This is a genomic window from Natronolimnobius sp. AArcel1 (assembly GCF_011043775.1).
Taxonomy (GTDB): Archaea; Halobacteriota; Halobacteria; order Halobacteriales; family Natrialbaceae; genus Natronolimnobius.
This window is the reverse complement of the sequence record NZ_JAAKXY010000005.1, coordinates 123,139-138,990: the sequence shown is the minus strand read 5'-3', so window position 1 is coordinate 138,990 and position 15,852 is coordinate 123,139. Positions and strand designations below refer to the sequence as shown.

General features: G+C 57.7%; 16 protein-coding genes. 6 read left to right on the top strand and 10 right to left on the bottom strand.

Translation table 11 applies throughout. From position 1 onward, the window contains the following. The first annotated feature begins 29 nt into the window (after positions 1-29). Positions 30-323, top strand: a complete 294-nt coding sequence (locus tag G6M89_RS15785; protein WP_165162846.1) for a HalOD1 output domain-containing protein — start codon at positions 30-32, stop codon at positions 321-323. A gap of 44 nt (positions 324-367) precedes the next feature. On the opposite strand, the gene G6M89_RS15780 is transcribed toward G6M89_RS15785, so the two are convergent. From G6M89_RS15780 to G6M89_RS15765, 4 genes are read right to left on the bottom strand one after another with little or no spacing between them, the layout of a single operon-like run. After that, positions 368-2,356, bottom strand: coding sequence for a glycosyltransferase family 39 protein (locus tag G6M89_RS15780; protein WP_165162845.1), 1,989 nt, complete (start codon positions 2,354-2,356; stop codon positions 368-370). Beyond that, on the bottom strand, positions 2,346-3,332 hold the full coding sequence (locus tag G6M89_RS15775) for a glycosyltransferase (RefSeq protein ID WP_165162844.1): 987 nt from the start codon (positions 3,330-3,332) through the stop codon (positions 2,346-2,348). The genes G6M89_RS15780 and G6M89_RS15775 overlap by 11 nt, the downstream gene beginning before the upstream one ends. 2 nt (positions 3,333-3,334) lie before the next feature. Next, a complete protein-coding gene (locus G6M89_RS15770; RefSeq protein WP_165162843.1) occupies positions 3,335-4,399 on the bottom strand; it encodes a DUF354 domain-containing protein in 1,065 nt (354 codons plus the stop codon). Positions 4,400-4,403: 4 nt separating this feature from the next. Then, a complete protein-coding gene (locus G6M89_RS15765; protein ID WP_165162842.1) occupies positions 4,404-5,804 on the bottom strand; it encodes a nucleotide sugar dehydrogenase in 1,401 nt (466 codons plus the stop codon). 363 nt (positions 5,805-6,167) lie between these two features. Here G6M89_RS15765 and G6M89_RS15760 point away from each other — a divergent pair, with 363 nt between their 5' ends. Then, positions 6,168-6,836: a MarR family transcriptional regulator gene (locus tag G6M89_RS15760; RefSeq protein ID WP_241175377.1), complete on the top strand. Its 669-nt coding sequence runs from the start codon at positions 6,168-6,170 to the stop codon at positions 6,834-6,836. Between the two features lie 127 nt (positions 6,837-6,963). On the opposite strand, the gene G6M89_RS15755 is transcribed toward G6M89_RS15760, so the two are convergent. Both G6M89_RS15755 and G6M89_RS15750 read right to left on the bottom strand, forming a co-directional pair. Next, on the bottom strand, positions 6,964-7,167 hold the full coding sequence (locus tag G6M89_RS15755; RefSeq protein WP_343162651.1) for a hypothetical protein: 204 nt from the start codon (positions 7,165-7,167) through the stop codon (positions 6,964-6,966). Then, the gene (locus tag G6M89_RS15750) at positions 7,157-7,381 is read right to left on the bottom strand and encodes a ribbon-helix-helix domain-containing protein (protein WP_165162840.1); all 225 of its coding nucleotides are present in this window, start codon (positions 7,379-7,381) and stop codon (positions 7,157-7,159) included. Before G6M89_RS15750 ends, G6M89_RS15755 begins: the two co-directional genes overlap by 11 nt. A 202-nt stretch (positions 7,382-7,583) precedes the next feature. Between G6M89_RS15750 and G6M89_RS15745 the strand changes: the two genes are divergently transcribed. Beyond that, a complete protein-coding gene (locus tag G6M89_RS15745) occupies positions 7,584-8,858 on the top strand; it encodes an RNA-guided endonuclease TnpB family protein (protein ID WP_165162839.1) in 1,275 nt (424 codons plus the stop codon). Positions 8,859-8,953: 95 nt separating this feature from the next. Here G6M89_RS15745 and G6M89_RS15740 read toward each other — a convergent pair whose 3' ends face one another. After that, positions 8,954-9,391: a PIN domain-containing protein gene (locus G6M89_RS15740; protein WP_165162838.1), complete on the bottom strand. Its 438-nt coding sequence runs from the start codon at positions 9,389-9,391 to the stop codon at positions 8,954-8,956. Then, a complete protein-coding gene (locus G6M89_RS15735) occupies positions 9,388-9,693 on the bottom strand; it encodes an AbrB/MazE/SpoVT family DNA-binding domain-containing protein (RefSeq protein WP_165162837.1) in 306 nt (101 codons plus the stop codon). The genes G6M89_RS15740 and G6M89_RS15735 overlap by 4 nt, the downstream gene beginning before the upstream one ends. 427 nt (positions 9,694-10,120) lie before the next feature. Between G6M89_RS15735 and glmS the strand changes: the two genes are divergently transcribed. Further along, positions 10,121-11,929: a glutamine--fructose-6-phosphate transaminase (isomerizing) gene (gene glmS / locus G6M89_RS15730; protein ID WP_165162836.1), complete on the top strand. Its 1,809-nt coding sequence runs from the start codon at positions 10,121-10,123 to the stop codon at positions 11,927-11,929. A gap of 396 nt (positions 11,930-12,325) precedes the next feature. On the opposite strand, the gene G6M89_RS22590 is transcribed toward glmS, so the two are convergent. Then, positions 12,326-12,451, bottom strand: coding sequence for a hypothetical protein (locus G6M89_RS22590; RefSeq protein ID WP_255488231.1), 126 nt, complete (start codon positions 12,449-12,451; stop codon positions 12,326-12,328). Positions 12,452-12,466: 15 nt separating this feature from the next. Between G6M89_RS22590 and G6M89_RS15725 the strand changes: the two genes are divergently transcribed. Together G6M89_RS15725 and G6M89_RS15720 are read left to right on the top strand one after the other, a co-directional pair. Next, positions 12,467-13,573: a hypothetical protein gene (locus G6M89_RS15725; protein WP_165162835.1), complete on the top strand. Its 1,107-nt coding sequence runs from the start codon at positions 12,467-12,469 to the stop codon at positions 13,571-13,573. Beyond that, entirely contained in the window at positions 13,558-14,553 is a 996-nt protein-coding gene (locus tag G6M89_RS15720; protein WP_165162834.1) for a hypothetical protein, read from the top strand. Before G6M89_RS15725 ends, G6M89_RS15720 begins: the two co-directional genes overlap by 16 nt. Positions 14,554-14,741: 188 nt before the next feature. Here G6M89_RS15720 and G6M89_RS15715 read toward each other — a convergent pair whose 3' ends face one another. Further along, positions 14,742-15,752 (bottom strand): carboxypeptidase regulatory-like domain-containing protein, encoded by a 1,011-nt coding sequence (locus G6M89_RS15715; RefSeq protein ID WP_165162833.1) that lies wholly within the window; start codon positions 15,750-15,752, stop codon positions 14,742-14,744. Between the last annotated feature and the right edge of the window lie 100 nt (positions 15,753-15,852).

The following is a 15,852-nucleotide window of genomic DNA, read 5'->3' as shown; positions in this document are numbered from 1 at the left end:
ATGCGTAATCGCACCCTCAGTGGCAAGTAATGGATTCACATGCCCCGTCGTATCAGGTTGTCGAGGCAGTCGCTCAGAAAGAAGGGGTTTCACCAAGCGAATTATCTCCACCACTGTTTCACGTCGTCGACCCAGAGGCACTAGATGCACTCGCTCAGCCTGACGGGGACTCGAGCACACCGGTAGAAATCACATTTCACTATCGAGAGTACGTCGTTCGGGTCGAAAGCGGCCCCGAAGTGAGTATCTCCGTCGAAGACAGTACCGTCTCGGTGGACAGTTCACAGACTGCGTCCGAACAGCCAGCCCACTTCGAGGACTGAGTGTTCGGCAGGTGTGAATCGAAGCGGGAAGTGCTGTGATTCTTCTACGAACTCGAGGCGGGTGAGGGCGTACACATTGTCACGTCACCGTTTGTGTAGACCGTTGCGTGGTCGGCGCGACACAGTTGGGTCTGGTCGATGTGATCGATACGGCTGTCGCCGTATTCGTCGGTGAAGTAGACGCCATCGGATGACTGGGCAGAGCGATAGACCGTGTAGTCGTGGTCTGTCACGCCATCCTCGGGAACTGAGGCGGTTGTCGTCGACGGATAGGCCCCGGTTCGTGTGATGACCGTCTGATACGGGTGGTCCGTATGGAGTTGTTGGTCGGGGCGGATCTCACTGCCGGCGGGCGACCCCGTCAGATCGGCGATCGAGTTGGCTGCTGCGAGATCGGGTTCGTCGTAGGCAAGTCGTTCGTGTTGATCGCCAAAGATCGGATTGTCGATGTTGCTTTCGGCAGCGACAATCATCGCGCCCGGGAAGACCAGCGCGAACACCAACAGAACGGCGGTGACGACTGTCGGGTTCAGATTCGTGCTGAGCGTTCGCAGGCCGATTGCGCCTAGAATCGCCATCGGTGCGAAGAGGAACGCGAACCACCGATTCGGGATGAAGTTATGGATGCCAAACATCGGGAATCCGAGGACGAACACGAGCATGAACGCCGAGGCGAGCAACAGGGTGAACACAGACTGCTCTGCACGGCGTCGGTGGACGACGTACAGACAGCCGACAAACGTCGCTCCCAGCAAGAACAGGAAGCCAAGGATATCGAGGTAGGGGACCAGTTGCTCGAGCAGCGTTGGTGAGGTGGCTGCCTCCTCGGCTGCTTGCTCGTCGCTCGCGGTCGAGCCGCTTGCGATGTTGAGGAATCCGGCACTCTCCTCGAGGGTTTCGGTGAAGAAACTCAGGATGGTCTCGAGGAACGAATCCTGTCGGTAGGGCGTCAGCGACCAGGCGAAGATGGTGAGCCCGATGTTGAAGACGACGAGGCCGACGAGGTTGACCGGCTTTTTCGCCCGGAAGACGCTCGTATCGAGTCGTGTGAGCCCGAGCGGGCCGGCGACGAAGACAAGTTGGGCGACGAATGCGGCCAGGAGCAAGACGAGCATGATGAACGTCGATACCTGGTGTGTGAGGACAACGGCGACGCTCATCAGGACCAACAGCGAGAAATCACGGATGGTGTACTCGATGCGCATCACGCGGATGAGTGCGTACAGCATCCCGAGGAAGAAGACGAGGCCGAGACTGGTCGGGATTGGATGGAGTCCCCACAGTGTGACGTGGCTGGCGACGGCATAACACGCCGCCGAAAGCGTTGCCCAACGCGCTGGGACGAGCAGGTTTGTCGTCGCATAGACCAGCAGGACTGATAATGGCATCACGAGACCGACGGAGAGATAGACTGCAAGTCGAATCGGCACGTCGTACACCAGCGCGGATGCGGCGACCAACAGGTGATAGAACGGCGCTGCGTAGTGTTTATCGTCCGCAATGCCACTCAGGGACTCCTCGAGTAGAATCGCCTCTGTGAGTTCTGCGTGCGTCCAGATATCGATTCCAATGTAGCCGGGTGTCGCATACAGTGCCGTAAAGCGGAAGACGAACGCGAACAGGACGATCTGAAGGACCAGGACGCCGGGATGGAAGTCGTCGTCACTGGTGAAGAAAATCTGGCCGACGATCGTCGTCGCGACGAGGCTCGCTGCTGCGAAAAACAGCGGCGTCCGCGTCTCCTGAACGATGACAATGGCCACGAGTCCCGCGGTCGCCGCCAGCACAATCCCTGGCAGTGCCATCGCCACGCTCGAGGGAAGTGTCGGAACTGTCCCGGCCTCATCTTCCTGGTACAGCGAGAGGAGGTACAACCCACAGGCCGTCCCGAGAACAATCGGGACGGTGTTGAGATACACCTGCGAGGCAAGCAACTGCAGCGGGAGCAACCCGATTGCAATCGTGAGCCCAAGGAGTGCAGCGACCGTATCCAGCCGAAACGGCCGAGCGTCGGCCAGTTTTCTATACACCATGGTCCACCTCGGTCTGGTGGTGTCTCTCGTTCGCTTCGTCCGGCTCGCCACCAGCGCGGCGTTCGAGCACGGTCTGATACACTTCGAGCAGTTGGTCGCCCATCTCCTCGAGGCTCAAGTCGTCGATTACGTCGCGGCCGTTCGTCCGGCCGCTGCCTGAAATGATTCGCTCGAGGCCGGCGATCAACTCAGCATCTGCGTCGCTGACGACGCAGTTGTCTACGTCTGCAAGCGTTTCGCGAACGAAGCCGACGTCGGTCGAGACGACCGGGAGCTGACACGCCGCAGCTTCCTTGATCACCATCGGGCCGCTTTCACGCCGCGAGGTGAGCAACAGGACGTCGCTGGCGTTCATGTAGTACGGCATCGTTGCGTGGTCGACGCCAGAGATGGGTCGAATATCGAGATCAGTCTCGGCTTCGTCGACGAGCCGTGTCGCTCGCGGGAAGTCCTTTACCGACCGCGTGCGGTCGTACGGAAAGAGCGCAATCGGGCGATCCGTCTCCCAGCCGATACGTTCGCGGGCCTCAGCCTGTGGAATCGGGCGGAACAACTCGGTGTCGACACCGAAGGGAATCAGTTCATGGTCCGTCTCGAGCGCATCGGACATGGCCGGACTCGGAACGATCGTCGCGTCTGTATAGCGTGCACCGAATCGACTCATCGACCGCAGCCACGTCCGATTGCTCATTAGGTCGGTTCCCCACAGGGTCGTGACGAGTGGCCGCGTCGGCTGTGTGAATGCAAACGGAACGACGAGTCCATAATTGGCGTGGACGAGGTCGAACTCCATCGTGCGAACAGCCTTGAGTATCTGTGGATAGTATCGCAGATACTCGAGCGGCGAGCGCGAGGAGTCACCGTCGTATGATCCGGGTACGGCGAGGACTGTACACTCGACACCGCGCTCCTCGAGTGCGGTGACTTGCTGTTCGAAGAACGGTCTCGGCGATGTAACCAGTTGCAGTACCTTCATAGCTACCCTGGATTCGTCGCTGGTGTTCCGGCGGCCATCTGTGGCTGGGCGAGTGATTCAATCTGGCGAACAACGAACGCCGTCACGTCGAGGCGCTCCTCGAGCAGTCGTTCACGTCGTCGCTCCCACTCATCAGTTGGGTGTTCGACAATCGAGACGGCTCGCTCGAGGCCGCGAACGTGGCGATTCTCGCCGCTGTACTCGAAGAGGAGGCCATATTCAGCATCGAGTTCTCGCGTATAGCCGAGCGAGAGCGGATTTACGTAGACTGCTGGCGTACCGAGAACGGCAGCCTCTGCCGCCGTCGTCGCTCCTTCGCTCAACACTACGTCGGCCTCAGCAAGCAGGTCGTGCATTCGGTCGGGTGCCGTCGAGAACTGGTACGCCTCGAGTTCGGCCGGTGGCTCGCCTTCGACGGAAAGCAACACCTCGAGTCCGACTTCCTCGAGTCGATTGATGAGGTCACTTGGATCGTTGAATCCGCCGTGGCCAACGTCGTGCGAGGCCTCCCAACTGCTGAGTCGAACAACGGCGAACGACGCGTCGGGCTCGAGGCCGACTGACTCACGGATCGATGGCTCCGGATCGAACCGCTCAGGGTGGAGATAGGCGAGTTCGTGGTAGCCTGGATACGTCACCTGCTTTGTGCCAATGTCCTCACGGTAGCACTCGGGGGTGCAGATCACGTCGGCAAACGGATAGCCAAGTGTCGTAATGAGCGTCGCGTGCTCAGTATCGTAGAAGACGAGGCTCTTGGCCCGCAACAGCGAGGAGACGTGGGCGGCGGCGACGCCGCCGATTGCCGTAATCACGTCCGGATCGATTCGACGGGCACGAGCCAGAAGACGCGTCTCGTAGGTGGCTTGCACCGCCGCCAGCGAGACCAGCGAGCCCGACTCGCCGGCCAGCACCTCGTGATCGATGTCGTAGGCCTCGAGGAGGTCGATTGCCACGTCGTTCTCCCGGGCGAAGACGAAGACCTCGTGGCCGCGTGCTTCTAACTCCGTGATCGGATGGCGAAAGAAGTGGACGTGGCCGGGGTGTTGAATCGTGACGACGATGCGCATCGGTTCACAACCTCCGATAGACGAAGCCGGCCGTCGTTGCAGCCTCTTCCTCGAGTGCGCCGGTTACGTCGACTAGTGCCGGTCGATCCGCGAGTTCGGACGCGACGGCCTCGAGATCGAGCTGTTCGAACTCAGCGTGGGGTGTCGCCAGCAAGACCGCGTCGACGCCATCGAACGACAGCGTCTCCTGTGCCTCGAGGGAGAACGCCGCTTCTACTGCCTCGTTGTCTGCGAACGGATCGAAGCCCTCGACGTCGACGCCGTACTCAGCCAGTTCGTCGACAACGGCCGCGACTTTCGAGCTTCGGATATCGCCGACGCCCGGCTTGTAGGCCAGCCCGAGAACCAGTACGCGACTGTCTCGAAGTGTCTTGTAGCAGTCGTTGAGTGCTTTGATCGTCAGCTCTGCAATGTGCTCAGGGACTGACTCGTTGACCGCCCGACCGGTAGTAAGGAGGTCGGGTTCGAACCCTTCGCGAGCCGACCGATGGGCCAGGAAGTACGGGTCGACGGGGATGCAGTGGCCACCGACCAGTCCCGGTCGGTAGTCGTGGAAGTTCCACTTCGTCCCTGCTGCCTCGAGCACCGCGTGCGAGTCAACATCGAGTCGCTCGAGCGCCATCGAGAGTTCGTTGACGAACGCAATGTTCACGTCGCGCTGGGCGTTCTCTACGACCTTACAGGCTTCAGCGACCTCGATCGAGGGCGCACGATGGACGCCCGCGTCGACAACTGACTCATACAGCGTCGCCACATCCTCGAGCACTTTCTCGTTCTGGCCGCTGACGACCTTGATAACGTCTGAGAGGCCGTGCTCAGGGTCGCCCGGGGTTGCTCGTTCTGGCGAGTAGCCAACGAAGAAGTCCTCGCCTGCGGTGAGGTCGGAAGCGGCTTCGAGCGCCGGTACGAGCACCTCTCGAGTCGTTCCTGGGTAGACGGTCGACTCGAGGATAACAGTCGTTCCAGGGTCCATTCTCGAGCCGACGGTTCGTCCGGCCTGTTCGACGTAGCTGAGATCCGGTTGCTCGTCGTCGTCGATTGGCGTCGGGACGGTGATGATGACGTAATCGGCCTCGGCGATCTGGCCCGCATTCGTCGTGTACGAGATGTCGTCATCACGGACCGCCTCGTTTGAGAGATCTCCCGTCGTATCGATACCCGACTGCAGGGTTTCGACGGTGTTCTCGTCGATATCGAAGCCGATCACGCGGTAGTTCGACTGTGCGAACCCGACTGCAAGCGGGAGGCCAACGTAGCCAAGGCCAACGACGCAGACAGTCGCTTCGCGCGAGATTGCCTCGCTAGTGTGTGTCAGCGTTCGTCCGCCGGCTGACGATTCGCGGGCGGTCTGGTCGCGCTCTCCGTCGTCCGCTCGAGTGTCCGAATTGGTGAGTGTCGTTGTCATAGTGAACATGCCCGTGTCGCGTAGCCGCCACAGACTGCCTGTGACAGCGAGTGTTGGTTGCAGGACACCCGCAACCGGGGCGTGCCTCGACTCTCACCAACCCGATGGGGGCCGTTTACTATAGCGCGAATAAACCGTTGCAGCGGCTACATCGGCGAGAAATAGGCGCCTCGAGGCGCGCTTGGTGCCGTTCTCGAGAGAATTCAATCACACCCGGTTGCAGGGATTTAAACTGTTGTTAAGCCCGGTTGTAGTGCTCTATAATGAAGTGGGTTTCTGGCATCGTCTCGAGTGCGGTCGACGGTTCCACCACCCCATCCACCCCTACCTGATCCGTCGACCGCAACAGAACCGCGATATCACATGGCCTCAACCGTCCCAACCGACGCCGGAATCGCCCTCACAACCCACCGTGAGTCAATTCCGGTGACGACCCCCCAGCACGACGTACACGCGATCATTGCATGGCCCACCGAGATCCTCGGTGGCTCGTGGACCTGGTTGCACTTGTCTGACGTCACGTCGTCCTGGGAGGGTGCCATGCTCGCGGTTTTATTCCTCTTCATTGGCGGACTCGTCGTCCTCCGCCTATTGGAGAGTGCATCGGACCGTGCATATGTGGGTTCGGACAGTTCGATTCGCTCGGACACCGATACCGACACCGATGCTCCCGCTGGCGACTCGGAAAATCATGATGCGCCACAGACACACAGCGCAGACACGACCGATCATCAGGGGTACGAACACACACTCTCACCCGAGACGCCGCCAAAATTCCTGAGCGATGAAGGAAAAGTCGTCAGATTGTTAGTCGCAAACCACGGTCGAATCCGTCAACACGAGATTACGGACGAGACCGGCTGGTCGAAGTCGAAGGTCAGTCGGATCTGCTCGCAGATGCACGCTGATGACACGATCGAGAAGCGATCGATCGGCCGGGAGAACATTATCGTCCTGTCCGAATCCACCCCACCAATGGACGACGAAGAGCTGTCGGATCAATCGGACGAATCCGAAAACCCGCTGGCTTGACTTCTTCTCACGACTGAAATCGTGGGATCCCTCCATCGGGATGTCACACTCTGTCGCTTCGCAGAAGCAATTTTCCGCACCTCGTGGTGAGTACTCCGGTTTGTACGACCACCGTTGAGACGTGCCATCACTCGAGGTCACGTGGATCGACGTGGCTGACTTCCTCAATATCTGGGTAGAGCGTATCGGTCGACACAATTGGCTCCTCGAGCGTGTAGGTAGTCCCAAGATGGACCGCGTCGAAGACAGTGAGTCGGTCGTATTTCCGTCGCAACTCTCCCGCGGCGCCGGTTTTCAGGAGCGCAAGGATGGGATCGGTATCAAGATACACGCTTTCGCTCCAAGCGTTTCTTAACCTCTTCACGCGCCTCACCGTCGGTTTGGTCATGAAGCCGTGCTTGTCGTTCTTCGCGAACGATGAGGCGGGCACCATATCGGAGGGCTTCGGACCGTGAACTAAACACGCCGTCCTCGACAAGCGAATCAAGTTCTTTCACCAATTCCGGTGGGAGCGATACCGGCACAGAGTGTCTATCGGTGCTCATAGCTATACGTACTCTATACAACAGTATAACCGTCTCGGCATTTTGGCTTATGTGATGAGCAGGCGCAAAACCTCGCCCTTCAGGGCGAGGATACACGCCGTCACTATATGACACACTCCACCGACAGTAGCATTGTCGGATATTCCACGTCAACCGACACTATTAAGAAATCAGCGTTCATAACTGGTTATGGAGCCAGAAAATGAGTCGAACCGTCCGAACGTTCGAGGCGACGATTACGAACCAGCAACAGGTTCGTGACGACCTCGACCAACTCGGATGGGCCGCCTCAAAACTCTGGAACGTCGGTCGCTACTACGTACAAGAACAGTGGGATGAAACGGGCGAGATTCCCGATGATGGAGAACTCAAAGCCGAACTCAAAGGTCACGAACGCTACACGGACTTACATTCTCAATCCAGTCAGCGCGTTCTCGAAGAACTCGCTGAAGCGTTCAACGGCTGGTTCGGCAAGCGTCGGAACGACGACGATCGTGCCCGACCGCCCGGCTACCGCAAAAACGGAGACTCCCACCCGCGTTCAACTGTGTCGTTCAAAGCGGCTGGCTTCAAACACGACGCACAGTTCACCCGTGTCCGCCTCTCGAAAGGCCGTAATCTCAAAGAACACCGGTCAGACTTCGTCCTGTGTGAGTACCAGACCCGCTCTGATGTTGACCTGACCGAGTGGGACATTCAACAGGTTCGCGCCGTCTACAAGCGCGACGAGTGGCGACTTCAATTCGTCTGTCGCACCACTATCGACCCGGAACCGCCGGGTGAAGAAGTAGGTGGTGTTGATCTCGGGATTTGCAACTTCGCCGCTGTCTCGTTCGGCGGCGAAGCGGTGTTGTACCCCGGTGGCGCACTCAAAGAGGACGAATACTACTTTACGAAGAAGAAGGCCAGGTGCGACGATTCCTCGTCCCGAGAGGCTACACGTCTTGACCGTAAGCGAACGGGCCGTCGGACGCACTTCTTGCACGCACTCTCGAAAGCAATCGTAGAGGAGTGCGTCGAACGAGATATCGGAACACTCGTGGTTGGCGACCTCGGCGGTATCCGAGAGGACAACGAGAACGGCGAACCTCGGAATTGGGGTGACCACGGCAACTTGGATTTGCACGGATGGGCGTTTAACCGCTTCACAACGCTTCTCGACTACAAGGCGGAAGCCGAGGGCATCGACATGGAGTTGGTGTCGGAACGCGATACGTCGAAGTCGTGTTCGGCGTGTGGCCACACCGACGACAATCAGCGCGTCGAACGCGGATTGTACGTGTGTGAAAAGTGTGATACGGTTGCGAACGCAGACGTAAACGGCGCGGAGAACATTCGACAAAAGGTACTCCCGAGTCTCGCCACGGATGGCGGTGATAGGGATAACGGCTGGTTGGCACAGCCAGCGGTTCACCTGTTCGACCGTAGTGAGGGTGTTTTCGCCCCACGAGAACAGGTTGCTAACCGCGAACCTTAATATCCCAACGCGGTCGGGAATCCTCGCGCTTTAGCGCGGGGAGGATGTCAAACAGATTAGGCGAGAAGGCCCACGAGTTTAATCGTGAGAGGATGTCAAACGCCATCCTCACGAAACCGGACTACGTCGACGTCAATTGGAAGCATCTCAAAGTCGTCATCAGCACCGGCAATGAGTGTCGCATCCGTCTCGTAGGCGAGTGCAACGCCATGTGCGTCCGCGAACGAGATGTGGCCATCCGCCTTCACCTCGGCGGCAAGTCGCCAGTCAGCTCGTTTGATTTGAATCCCCCACCGCTCGAGCGCGCGGAGATCGCGATCGGCAGTCCGAAGTGAGTCTGTCGTGGGTTTGTCGTCGACTCCTTCAAAGCGTGCAACGAGATAGAGTACTTCCCCAGCGTTGGTCTCTGCCAGCAATCCTTCGACATTCCCGTCACGAACGTCTCGAAGATACTCTTCGACGATGCTCCGACCTGGCTCATCGTAGAGATATGCGATGATCGCTTCGGTGTCAAAGACGTACCGCTCGCTCATTCATCCTCCGAGTCAGCCGGTCGGAGTCGGTCAGCACGGGCCGCTTCACGCTGGTGGTCCTCATCTTTCAGTTCGCGAACCTGCTCGAGCACGTCGCCACGCTCGCGATCGGTATCGGCGTGAATTCCGCTCAGTTCCTCGAGTGACGGGACTGGTTCAACAATGATTCGCTCATCTTCTTCGTAAATGAACACCTCGCCGGGAGTATCGATCCCAAACTTCTCTCGGAGCGTCTTCGGAATCGTTGCCTGTCCCTTCTGCGAGACGCGGACGACCTCTGGGTCTCGAGTACTACTAGACATACTATGTTGTACTACGACATCTGTGTACTACTAACTGTCGGTGAGTCGTATCTTAGTGACCCATCTGTTCGAGTCAGTTGCACGCTGAACAACTGCAGATTTCAGCTACCCGAACGGCTGTTTAGCGGGCTGTGGTCTATGCAGTGGCTGTCCCGACTGCCGTGAGTATGCCGTGTCTGATTCGTTCTTGTCCCTCGAGACTTGCACAGGCTGAAACCGTCTATTGCACCCTATAGCATCCTGCTTATCTCTCATATAGTAATGGGAGCGACGAGCCTTGCGATAGGTAGCGACCCGCCCGTCTCAGAGACGACGGCTGCGGGCAGGTGACAGCAATGACACGACCTAGTACCCTACGCTGGATGTCGACCCCGAACCGCACCGATTGGATCACCGGAGCCGTCTCTCGGACGGAGGTAGCTCACTAATGTGTGGCATCATCGCCCGCATTGGCCACGGTGACGCAACTGAGACACTGCTCTCGGGCCTCGAGAACCTCGAGTATCGGGGGTATGACTCAGCAGGGATCGCCGTCCAGAACGGTTCGGGCGTGAAAGTCCACAAGACCTCCGGCGAGGTTGCAGACCTCAAAGCAACGCTCGATACCCGACCGAGTGGCAATATCGGAATCGGGCATACTCGCTGGAGTACGCATGGGCCGCCGACTGACGAAAACGCCCATCCGCATACGGACACTGCCGGCGACGTCGCAGTCGTTCACAATGGTGTCATCGACAACTACGACGAACTCAGAGCCCAGTTGCAGTCACAGGGACATGAGTTCCACAGCGATACTGACACTGAGGTTATTCCGCATCTCATCGACGAGTACCGCCAGGATAGCGCCAGTACCGAGCAGGCAATCCGCAAGGCCATCGACACACTCGAGGGCAGTTACGCCATTGCCGCGCTCGTCGACGGCGAAGAGCGCGTCTATGCAGCACGGAAGGGGTCCCCACTCGTGCTCGGCCTCGACGATGACGAGTGGTTCCTCGCGAGTGATGTCCCGGCGTTTCTCGATTACACGGATCAGGTGATTTACCTCGAGGATGGCGATCTCGTTGTTCTCGAGCCTGATTCATACCGGATCACCGATCTCGGTGGAACGCCTGTCGAGCGTCCTGTCGATACCGTCGACTGGGACCCGGACGATGCCGGAAAAGGCGAGTACGACCATTATATGGAAAAGGAGATTCATTCCCAGCCGACGGCGCTTGCAAACACCATTGAGGGTCGCATCGAGAATGGAACGGTTTCGTTCGACGACCTCGAGCCAGGGAAGTTTGCAGATATTGACACGGTTCAGTTCGTCGCTTGCGGGACGTCCTACCATGCGGCGATGTACGCCGGCCAGCAGTTGCGCACAGCGGGACTCCAGACTGCTGTGATTCGTGCAAGCGAGTACGAGACCTCGGCGGGCCCCATCGACGAGTCAACGCTCGTCATCGCCGTCACCCAGAGTGGTGAAACCGCCGATACGCTCGATGCCGTTCGGACGGCCGCCAGCCACGACGCACAGACGCTTGCCGTGACGAACGTCGTGGGATCGACTGCTGCACGCGAAGCCGATACCGCGATCTACATCCGTGCTGGCCCGGAAGTCGGCGTCGCCGCGACGAAAACCTACTCTTCGCAGGCAGTCACGCTCACGCTGCTCACCCAGCGGCTTGCTGCAGACGTGCCTGAGGCAACTCCCGTCGACGATTCCGAAGAACTCCTCGAGACGTTGGAGGACTTCCCACAGCACGTCGAAACCGTCCTCGAAACGTCTCAAGCGCGCCTGCTTGCTCGTGAGTTCATGAACAGCACGTCCTACTTCTTCATCGGCAACGGCCTCAGCCACTCGGTCGCACTCGAGGGTGCACTGAAGTTTAAGGAAATCACTTACGAACACGCCGAAGGATTCGCTTCGGGCGAACTCAAACACGGCCCGCTCGCACTCGTCACCGAGAAGTCACCGCTCTTTGCCGTCTCGACTGGTGACGCCGACGAGAAGACGAAAACCAACGCAATCGAGGCACAGTCTCGAGGGGCACCGATCGTCGCTGTTGGCCCTGCTACGTCTCCATTGGTCGATGTTGCCGACGCACATCTGTCGGTTCCCGACACGCACCCCGTCTGGGCAGGGCTGCTCGCGAACGTCCAGTTACAGCTGGTGTCGTATCACGCTGCGACGCTTCTCGAGCGGTCGATCGATAAGCCACGGAACCTCGCGAAGAGCGTCACTGTGGAGTGACTCACGTCCGCTTTTTCGTGGCTGTGCTGCGACCGATGAGTTTTGACCCGTCTTCACATTCCAACACTAGCAAAGAATGTGGCGTAGTTTGATTAATTGATATTTTGTTAGTTATGAACTGCAGAACCTCTTCACACATGACAACTTCTAGCTGACAAGTACAGCGTGTGAATGTGACCTCTAGCTGACTTGATCTAACATGGGAGTAGTGAGTCAATTATGGGTTGTGTTCGAAGTAACTCTTTACGAACATTAATTACTTTATGAAATACTCGATGGCCATTATACTGGGGTCTGAGCGGCATATGCGCAATAATTATGCCTCTATCTCAATTACTGTAATAGGATATGAATAGTCGCGAGTACCTTCAAATGGTCGGGGCAGCCTCTCTTGGATCAGTTGTTGTCGGCTGTGCTGACATGTCGCCACCACCAGAACCACAGAACCTCGAGTCGAGAGTGACTGACGATACGTTTCTGGTAAGACGAGATGACGAAGATTGGCAAGAGGTTCTCGCTCATGGCGTAAACCTCGGTATGGCGAAACCCGGGCGATTTCCCGGCGAGGCAGCAATCTCCAAATCGGAATACAGTCGATGGCTGGACGGAATTTCGGAGATGAACGCTAATGTCATCAGAACATATACCCTTCACCCACCGGTGTTTTACGAGGCGTTAGCAGAACATAACGAGAGTAACGAGGATCCCCTCTTCCTCTTGCACGGTAACTGGATCACTGAAGCGACACTGCACGAGAAACGTGATGCGTTCGATTCTGCGATTATTGACGACCACCGAGAGGGGATCCAACACATTATTGACGCGGTTCACGGGAATCTGTCTCTGCCCGCAGAAGCTGGACACGCGAGTGGAGAGTACCAAGCCGACGTGTCACCATATGTCCTCGGCTACATCATTGGCATCGAATGGGACCCTGAAGTAGTCTACGATACGGACGAAACGCATGGGGATGACCTCGGTGAGTACGACGGGACCTTCATCCAGACGGAAGACGCGACACCGTTCGAACACTGGTTAGCTGCACGGATGGATGATACGGCGACATACGAATATGAGGAATACGGCGATCTACGCCCCCTGAGTTTCACAAACTGGCCGACAACGGACCACTTAGACCAGCCTGCTGAACCCTCTGAGACGGAAGATCTCTCGAGCATCACGCTTAATCATATCTATCCGACTGACGAGTTCGATCGTGGTCTTTTCGCAACATACCATGTCTACCCCTACTACCCGGATTTTTTGAATCACGAACCGGAGTACGTCAATTACGTCACGGACGCCGGCGAGGAAAGTAGTTATCGGGGCTACCTCGAGGACCTCGTTGGGGCAAACGACTATCCTGTTCTCATCGGTGAGTTCGGTATTCCCTCTTCGCGAGGGAGAACGCACACACACACGTCCACGGGTTTCACCAAGGGGGGCACAACGAACGCACGCAGGGTGAGATGGTTGTCGAACTCTACGAACAGATCGTCGACGCAGAGACGCTTGGCGGCCTCGTCTTCACGTGGCAGGATGAGTGGTTCAAGCGCACTTGGAACACAATGGACTACATGGACCCGTATCGTCGTCCATTCTGGTCTGACGTACAAACCAACGAGCAGATGTTTGGCGTCCTGACGTTCGATCCTGGTGAGGATCAAGATTCCATGATCACGCTCTCCGGAGACCCTGAAGAGTGGGAGAGTGCAACTCCCCTCGACACGGCCAGCGACGCGTTCAGCCCTGTTTCACTCGACGATGGGTACGACGCGGGTCGAACACTGACTCGGCTTACCGCGGCTGCGGACTGTCGGTATCTGTCCCTCCGACTTGACTACGAGGACCTCGGGTCCGAGGTCGACTGGGACGCGATGAACACGCTTGTTCTCCTTGACACAATCCCCAACCAGGGAAACACGACAATCCCATACAACACGGATCTCGAGACGAACAACGGAGTAGACTTTCTCGTTCACCTCTCCGGTCCAGACGACTCTCGAGTGGTTGTTGACGCCTACTACGACATTTTCTACTACTTTTACGCAGACCAACTCGAGATGCTCCCTCAGGAGGAGTACGCTGGCGAGAAAGACACCGGTGAGTTCCATGATATACAACTCGCGCTGAACAAGGAACTCACGATCCCGAGCACGGGCGAAACGATTGACTTCGAGAGCTATGATACTGGTGCCCTACACTTTGGAAATGGCGACCCAGCAAGCGACGACTTCGATTCACTGACGGACGTCTGTGTCACCCCCGAAGAAAACATGATCGAGATCCGACTCCCGTGGCTTCTCCTCAATTTCGGGGACCCAAGCCAGCGGGAGGTCATCGCTGACTTCTGGGAAGAAGACCTCGAGATGGGCGAGTTCATCGGTGGATCCATCGACCACATCTCTCTCACTGCGGTGACGTTCAATCCCGATGATGACGGCGACGCAACCGACCTCGAATCCAACCTCAATATCACGGATTCGCTCTCGGCAATTGAAGACGGAACACTCACGTTCGATTCCGCAGTCGAGTTCAGTTGGGAGACATGGGAAGAGCCGCCATACCACGAGCGCCGGAAACAGTCTTACTACATCTTGCAAGAGGCGTTTAGCGACCTCTGAACGCCCGCTCAGCCGACTCACTCACAAACCTCGAGGATTTTTCAGACCCGCTCACTGTGGTATCCAGTTCCAGTTGAAAGAGGAAAAAGCGTAGAGTCGCTGCGTAGCGCTACCCAATTCGCGCCCTGCATCCAACACAGGGGCTGGAATCACTCGCTGATGGCTCAGCTCACCGAAATCGGCAACTGTTATTCCTCTGTGCCCTCGAGCGTCAGCACAACAACCTCGTCATCGCCGTCGATTTCGACTTCGTCTGTGGCGTCCTCGTAGTCACCTGCAGTTGCTGTGAGTTCGTACGTCCCATCCTCGAGTTCGAAGACGGCTTCGCCATCATCGTTTACGTCTTCACGTTCGCTCTCACCGAACAGTCCGCCCTCGTCGACGTCTACGGTCGCGTTATCGATTGCGTCTCCATCATCGTCGACGACGAGCGCTGTGAGCATACTCGAGTCGTCTTCATCCGCATCGTCGTCACTCTCACCGTCATCATCATCGGTTTCCTGTTCGTCGTCATCGCTGTCGTCTTCATCTGCGTCTTCGGCCTCGAGCGTCAACACGACGACCTCATCCTCGCCATCAATTTCGACATCGTCATCGGCGTCTTCGTAGCCGTCAGCCATCGCCGTGAGTTCGTACTCGCCATCAGGGAGTTCGAAGACGGCTTCACCATCGTCGTTGACGTCGCTTTCGTTGCTGACATTGTCTGTTCCAGTGACCGCCACGGTGGCGTTCTCGAGCGGGTCACCGGAGTCGTCTTCGATGACCGTCGTTACTGTCTGGGTATCGGTTGTGGATTCATTATCGTCTGCATCACTTTCGTCCCCGTCTTCATCTCCGTCGTCAACTGCATCCTCCTCGTCTTCATCGGGGTCACTTTGTTCCTGTTCGTCGTCGCCACTGTCGGTGTCGTCTTCCTGGTTGTCATCCGCTCCATCGTCACTGTCGCCGCTGTCGTCTTCGCTGGTATCCTCGTCGGCGTCAGCATCTTCGTCGTCGTCCGCCGGTGACTCCGTTGGTGTACTCTCAGAGTCGCCCCACTCCTCGCTAACGGTACTCATTGCACCGTTGATCGAGGCACCGCTTGCAGCGAGTGCCAGTCCGGCGACAAGCAGTCCAATACCGGCGAGCACCAGCAGGGCCTGTACGCTGTTCTGGATCGATCGCGTCTTTGCGTTCTGTCCGCGGCTATGTCGGCTCATAATGCGTTTGAAACGGTCACCCTGTTATCCGGTGGTCGTCTGTGCTGGTGGCTCGAGGGCAGTCTCCAGTCGGTCGTCTCGGTGTGTCGATGGTTGCATT

Excerpts from the sequence above, each read along its gene's own strand:
- G6M89_RS15750 (WP_165162840.1), bottom strand. The coding sequence starts at position 7,381 with ATGAGCACCGATAGACACTCTGTGCCGGTATCGCTCCCACCGGAATTG.
- G6M89_RS15725 (WP_165162835.1), top strand. The coding sequence starts at position 12,467 with ATGGCGAAACCCGGGCGATTTCCCGGCGAGGCAGCAATCTCCAAATCG.
- G6M89_RS15715 (WP_165162833.1), bottom strand. The coding sequence starts at position 15,752 with ATGAGCCGACATAGCCGCGGACAGAACGCAAAGACGCGATCGATCCAG.
- G6M89_RS15775 (WP_165162844.1), bottom strand. The coding sequence starts at position 3,332 with ATGAAGGTACTGCAACTGGTTACATCGCCGAGACCGTTCTTCGAACAG.
- glmS (WP_165162836.1), top strand. The coding sequence starts at position 10,121 with ATGTGTGGCATCATCGCCCGCATTGGCCACGGTGACGCAACTGAGACA.
- G6M89_RS15780 (WP_165162845.1), bottom strand. The coding sequence starts at position 2,356 with ATGGTGTATAGAAAACTGGCCGACGCTCGGCCGTTTCGGCTGGATACG.
- G6M89_RS15770 (WP_165162843.1), bottom strand. The coding sequence starts at position 4,399 with ATGCGCATCGTCGTCACGATTCAACACCCCGGCCACGTCCACTTCTTT.
- G6M89_RS15740 (WP_165162838.1), bottom strand. The coding sequence starts at position 9,391 with ATGAGCGAGCGGTACGTCTTTGACACCGAAGCGATCATCGCATATCTC.
- G6M89_RS15735 (WP_165162837.1), bottom strand. The coding sequence starts at position 9,693 with ATGTCTAGTAGTACTCGAGACCCAGAGGTCGTCCGCGTCTCGCAGAAG.
- G6M89_RS15760 (WP_241175377.1), top strand. The coding sequence starts at position 6,168 with ATGGCCTCAACCGTCCCAACCGACGCCGGAATCGCCCTCACAACCCAC.
- G6M89_RS15785 (WP_165162846.1), top strand. The coding sequence starts at position 30 with ATGGATTCACATGCCCCGTCGTATCAGGTTGTCGAGGCAGTCGCTCAG.
- G6M89_RS22590 (WP_255488231.1), bottom strand. The coding sequence starts at position 12,451 with ATGAGCGAGAACCTCTTGCCAATCTTCGTCATCTCGTCTTACCAGAAA.
- G6M89_RS15720 (WP_165162834.1), top strand. The coding sequence starts at position 13,558 with ATGTTTGGCGTCCTGACGTTCGATCCTGGTGAGGATCAAGATTCCATG.
- G6M89_RS15745 (WP_165162839.1), top strand. The coding sequence starts at position 7,584 with ATGAGTCGAACCGTCCGAACGTTCGAGGCGACGATTACGAACCAGCAA.
- G6M89_RS15765 (WP_165162842.1), bottom strand. The coding sequence starts at position 5,804 with ATGACAACGACACTCACCAATTCGGACACTCGAGCGGACGACGGAGAG.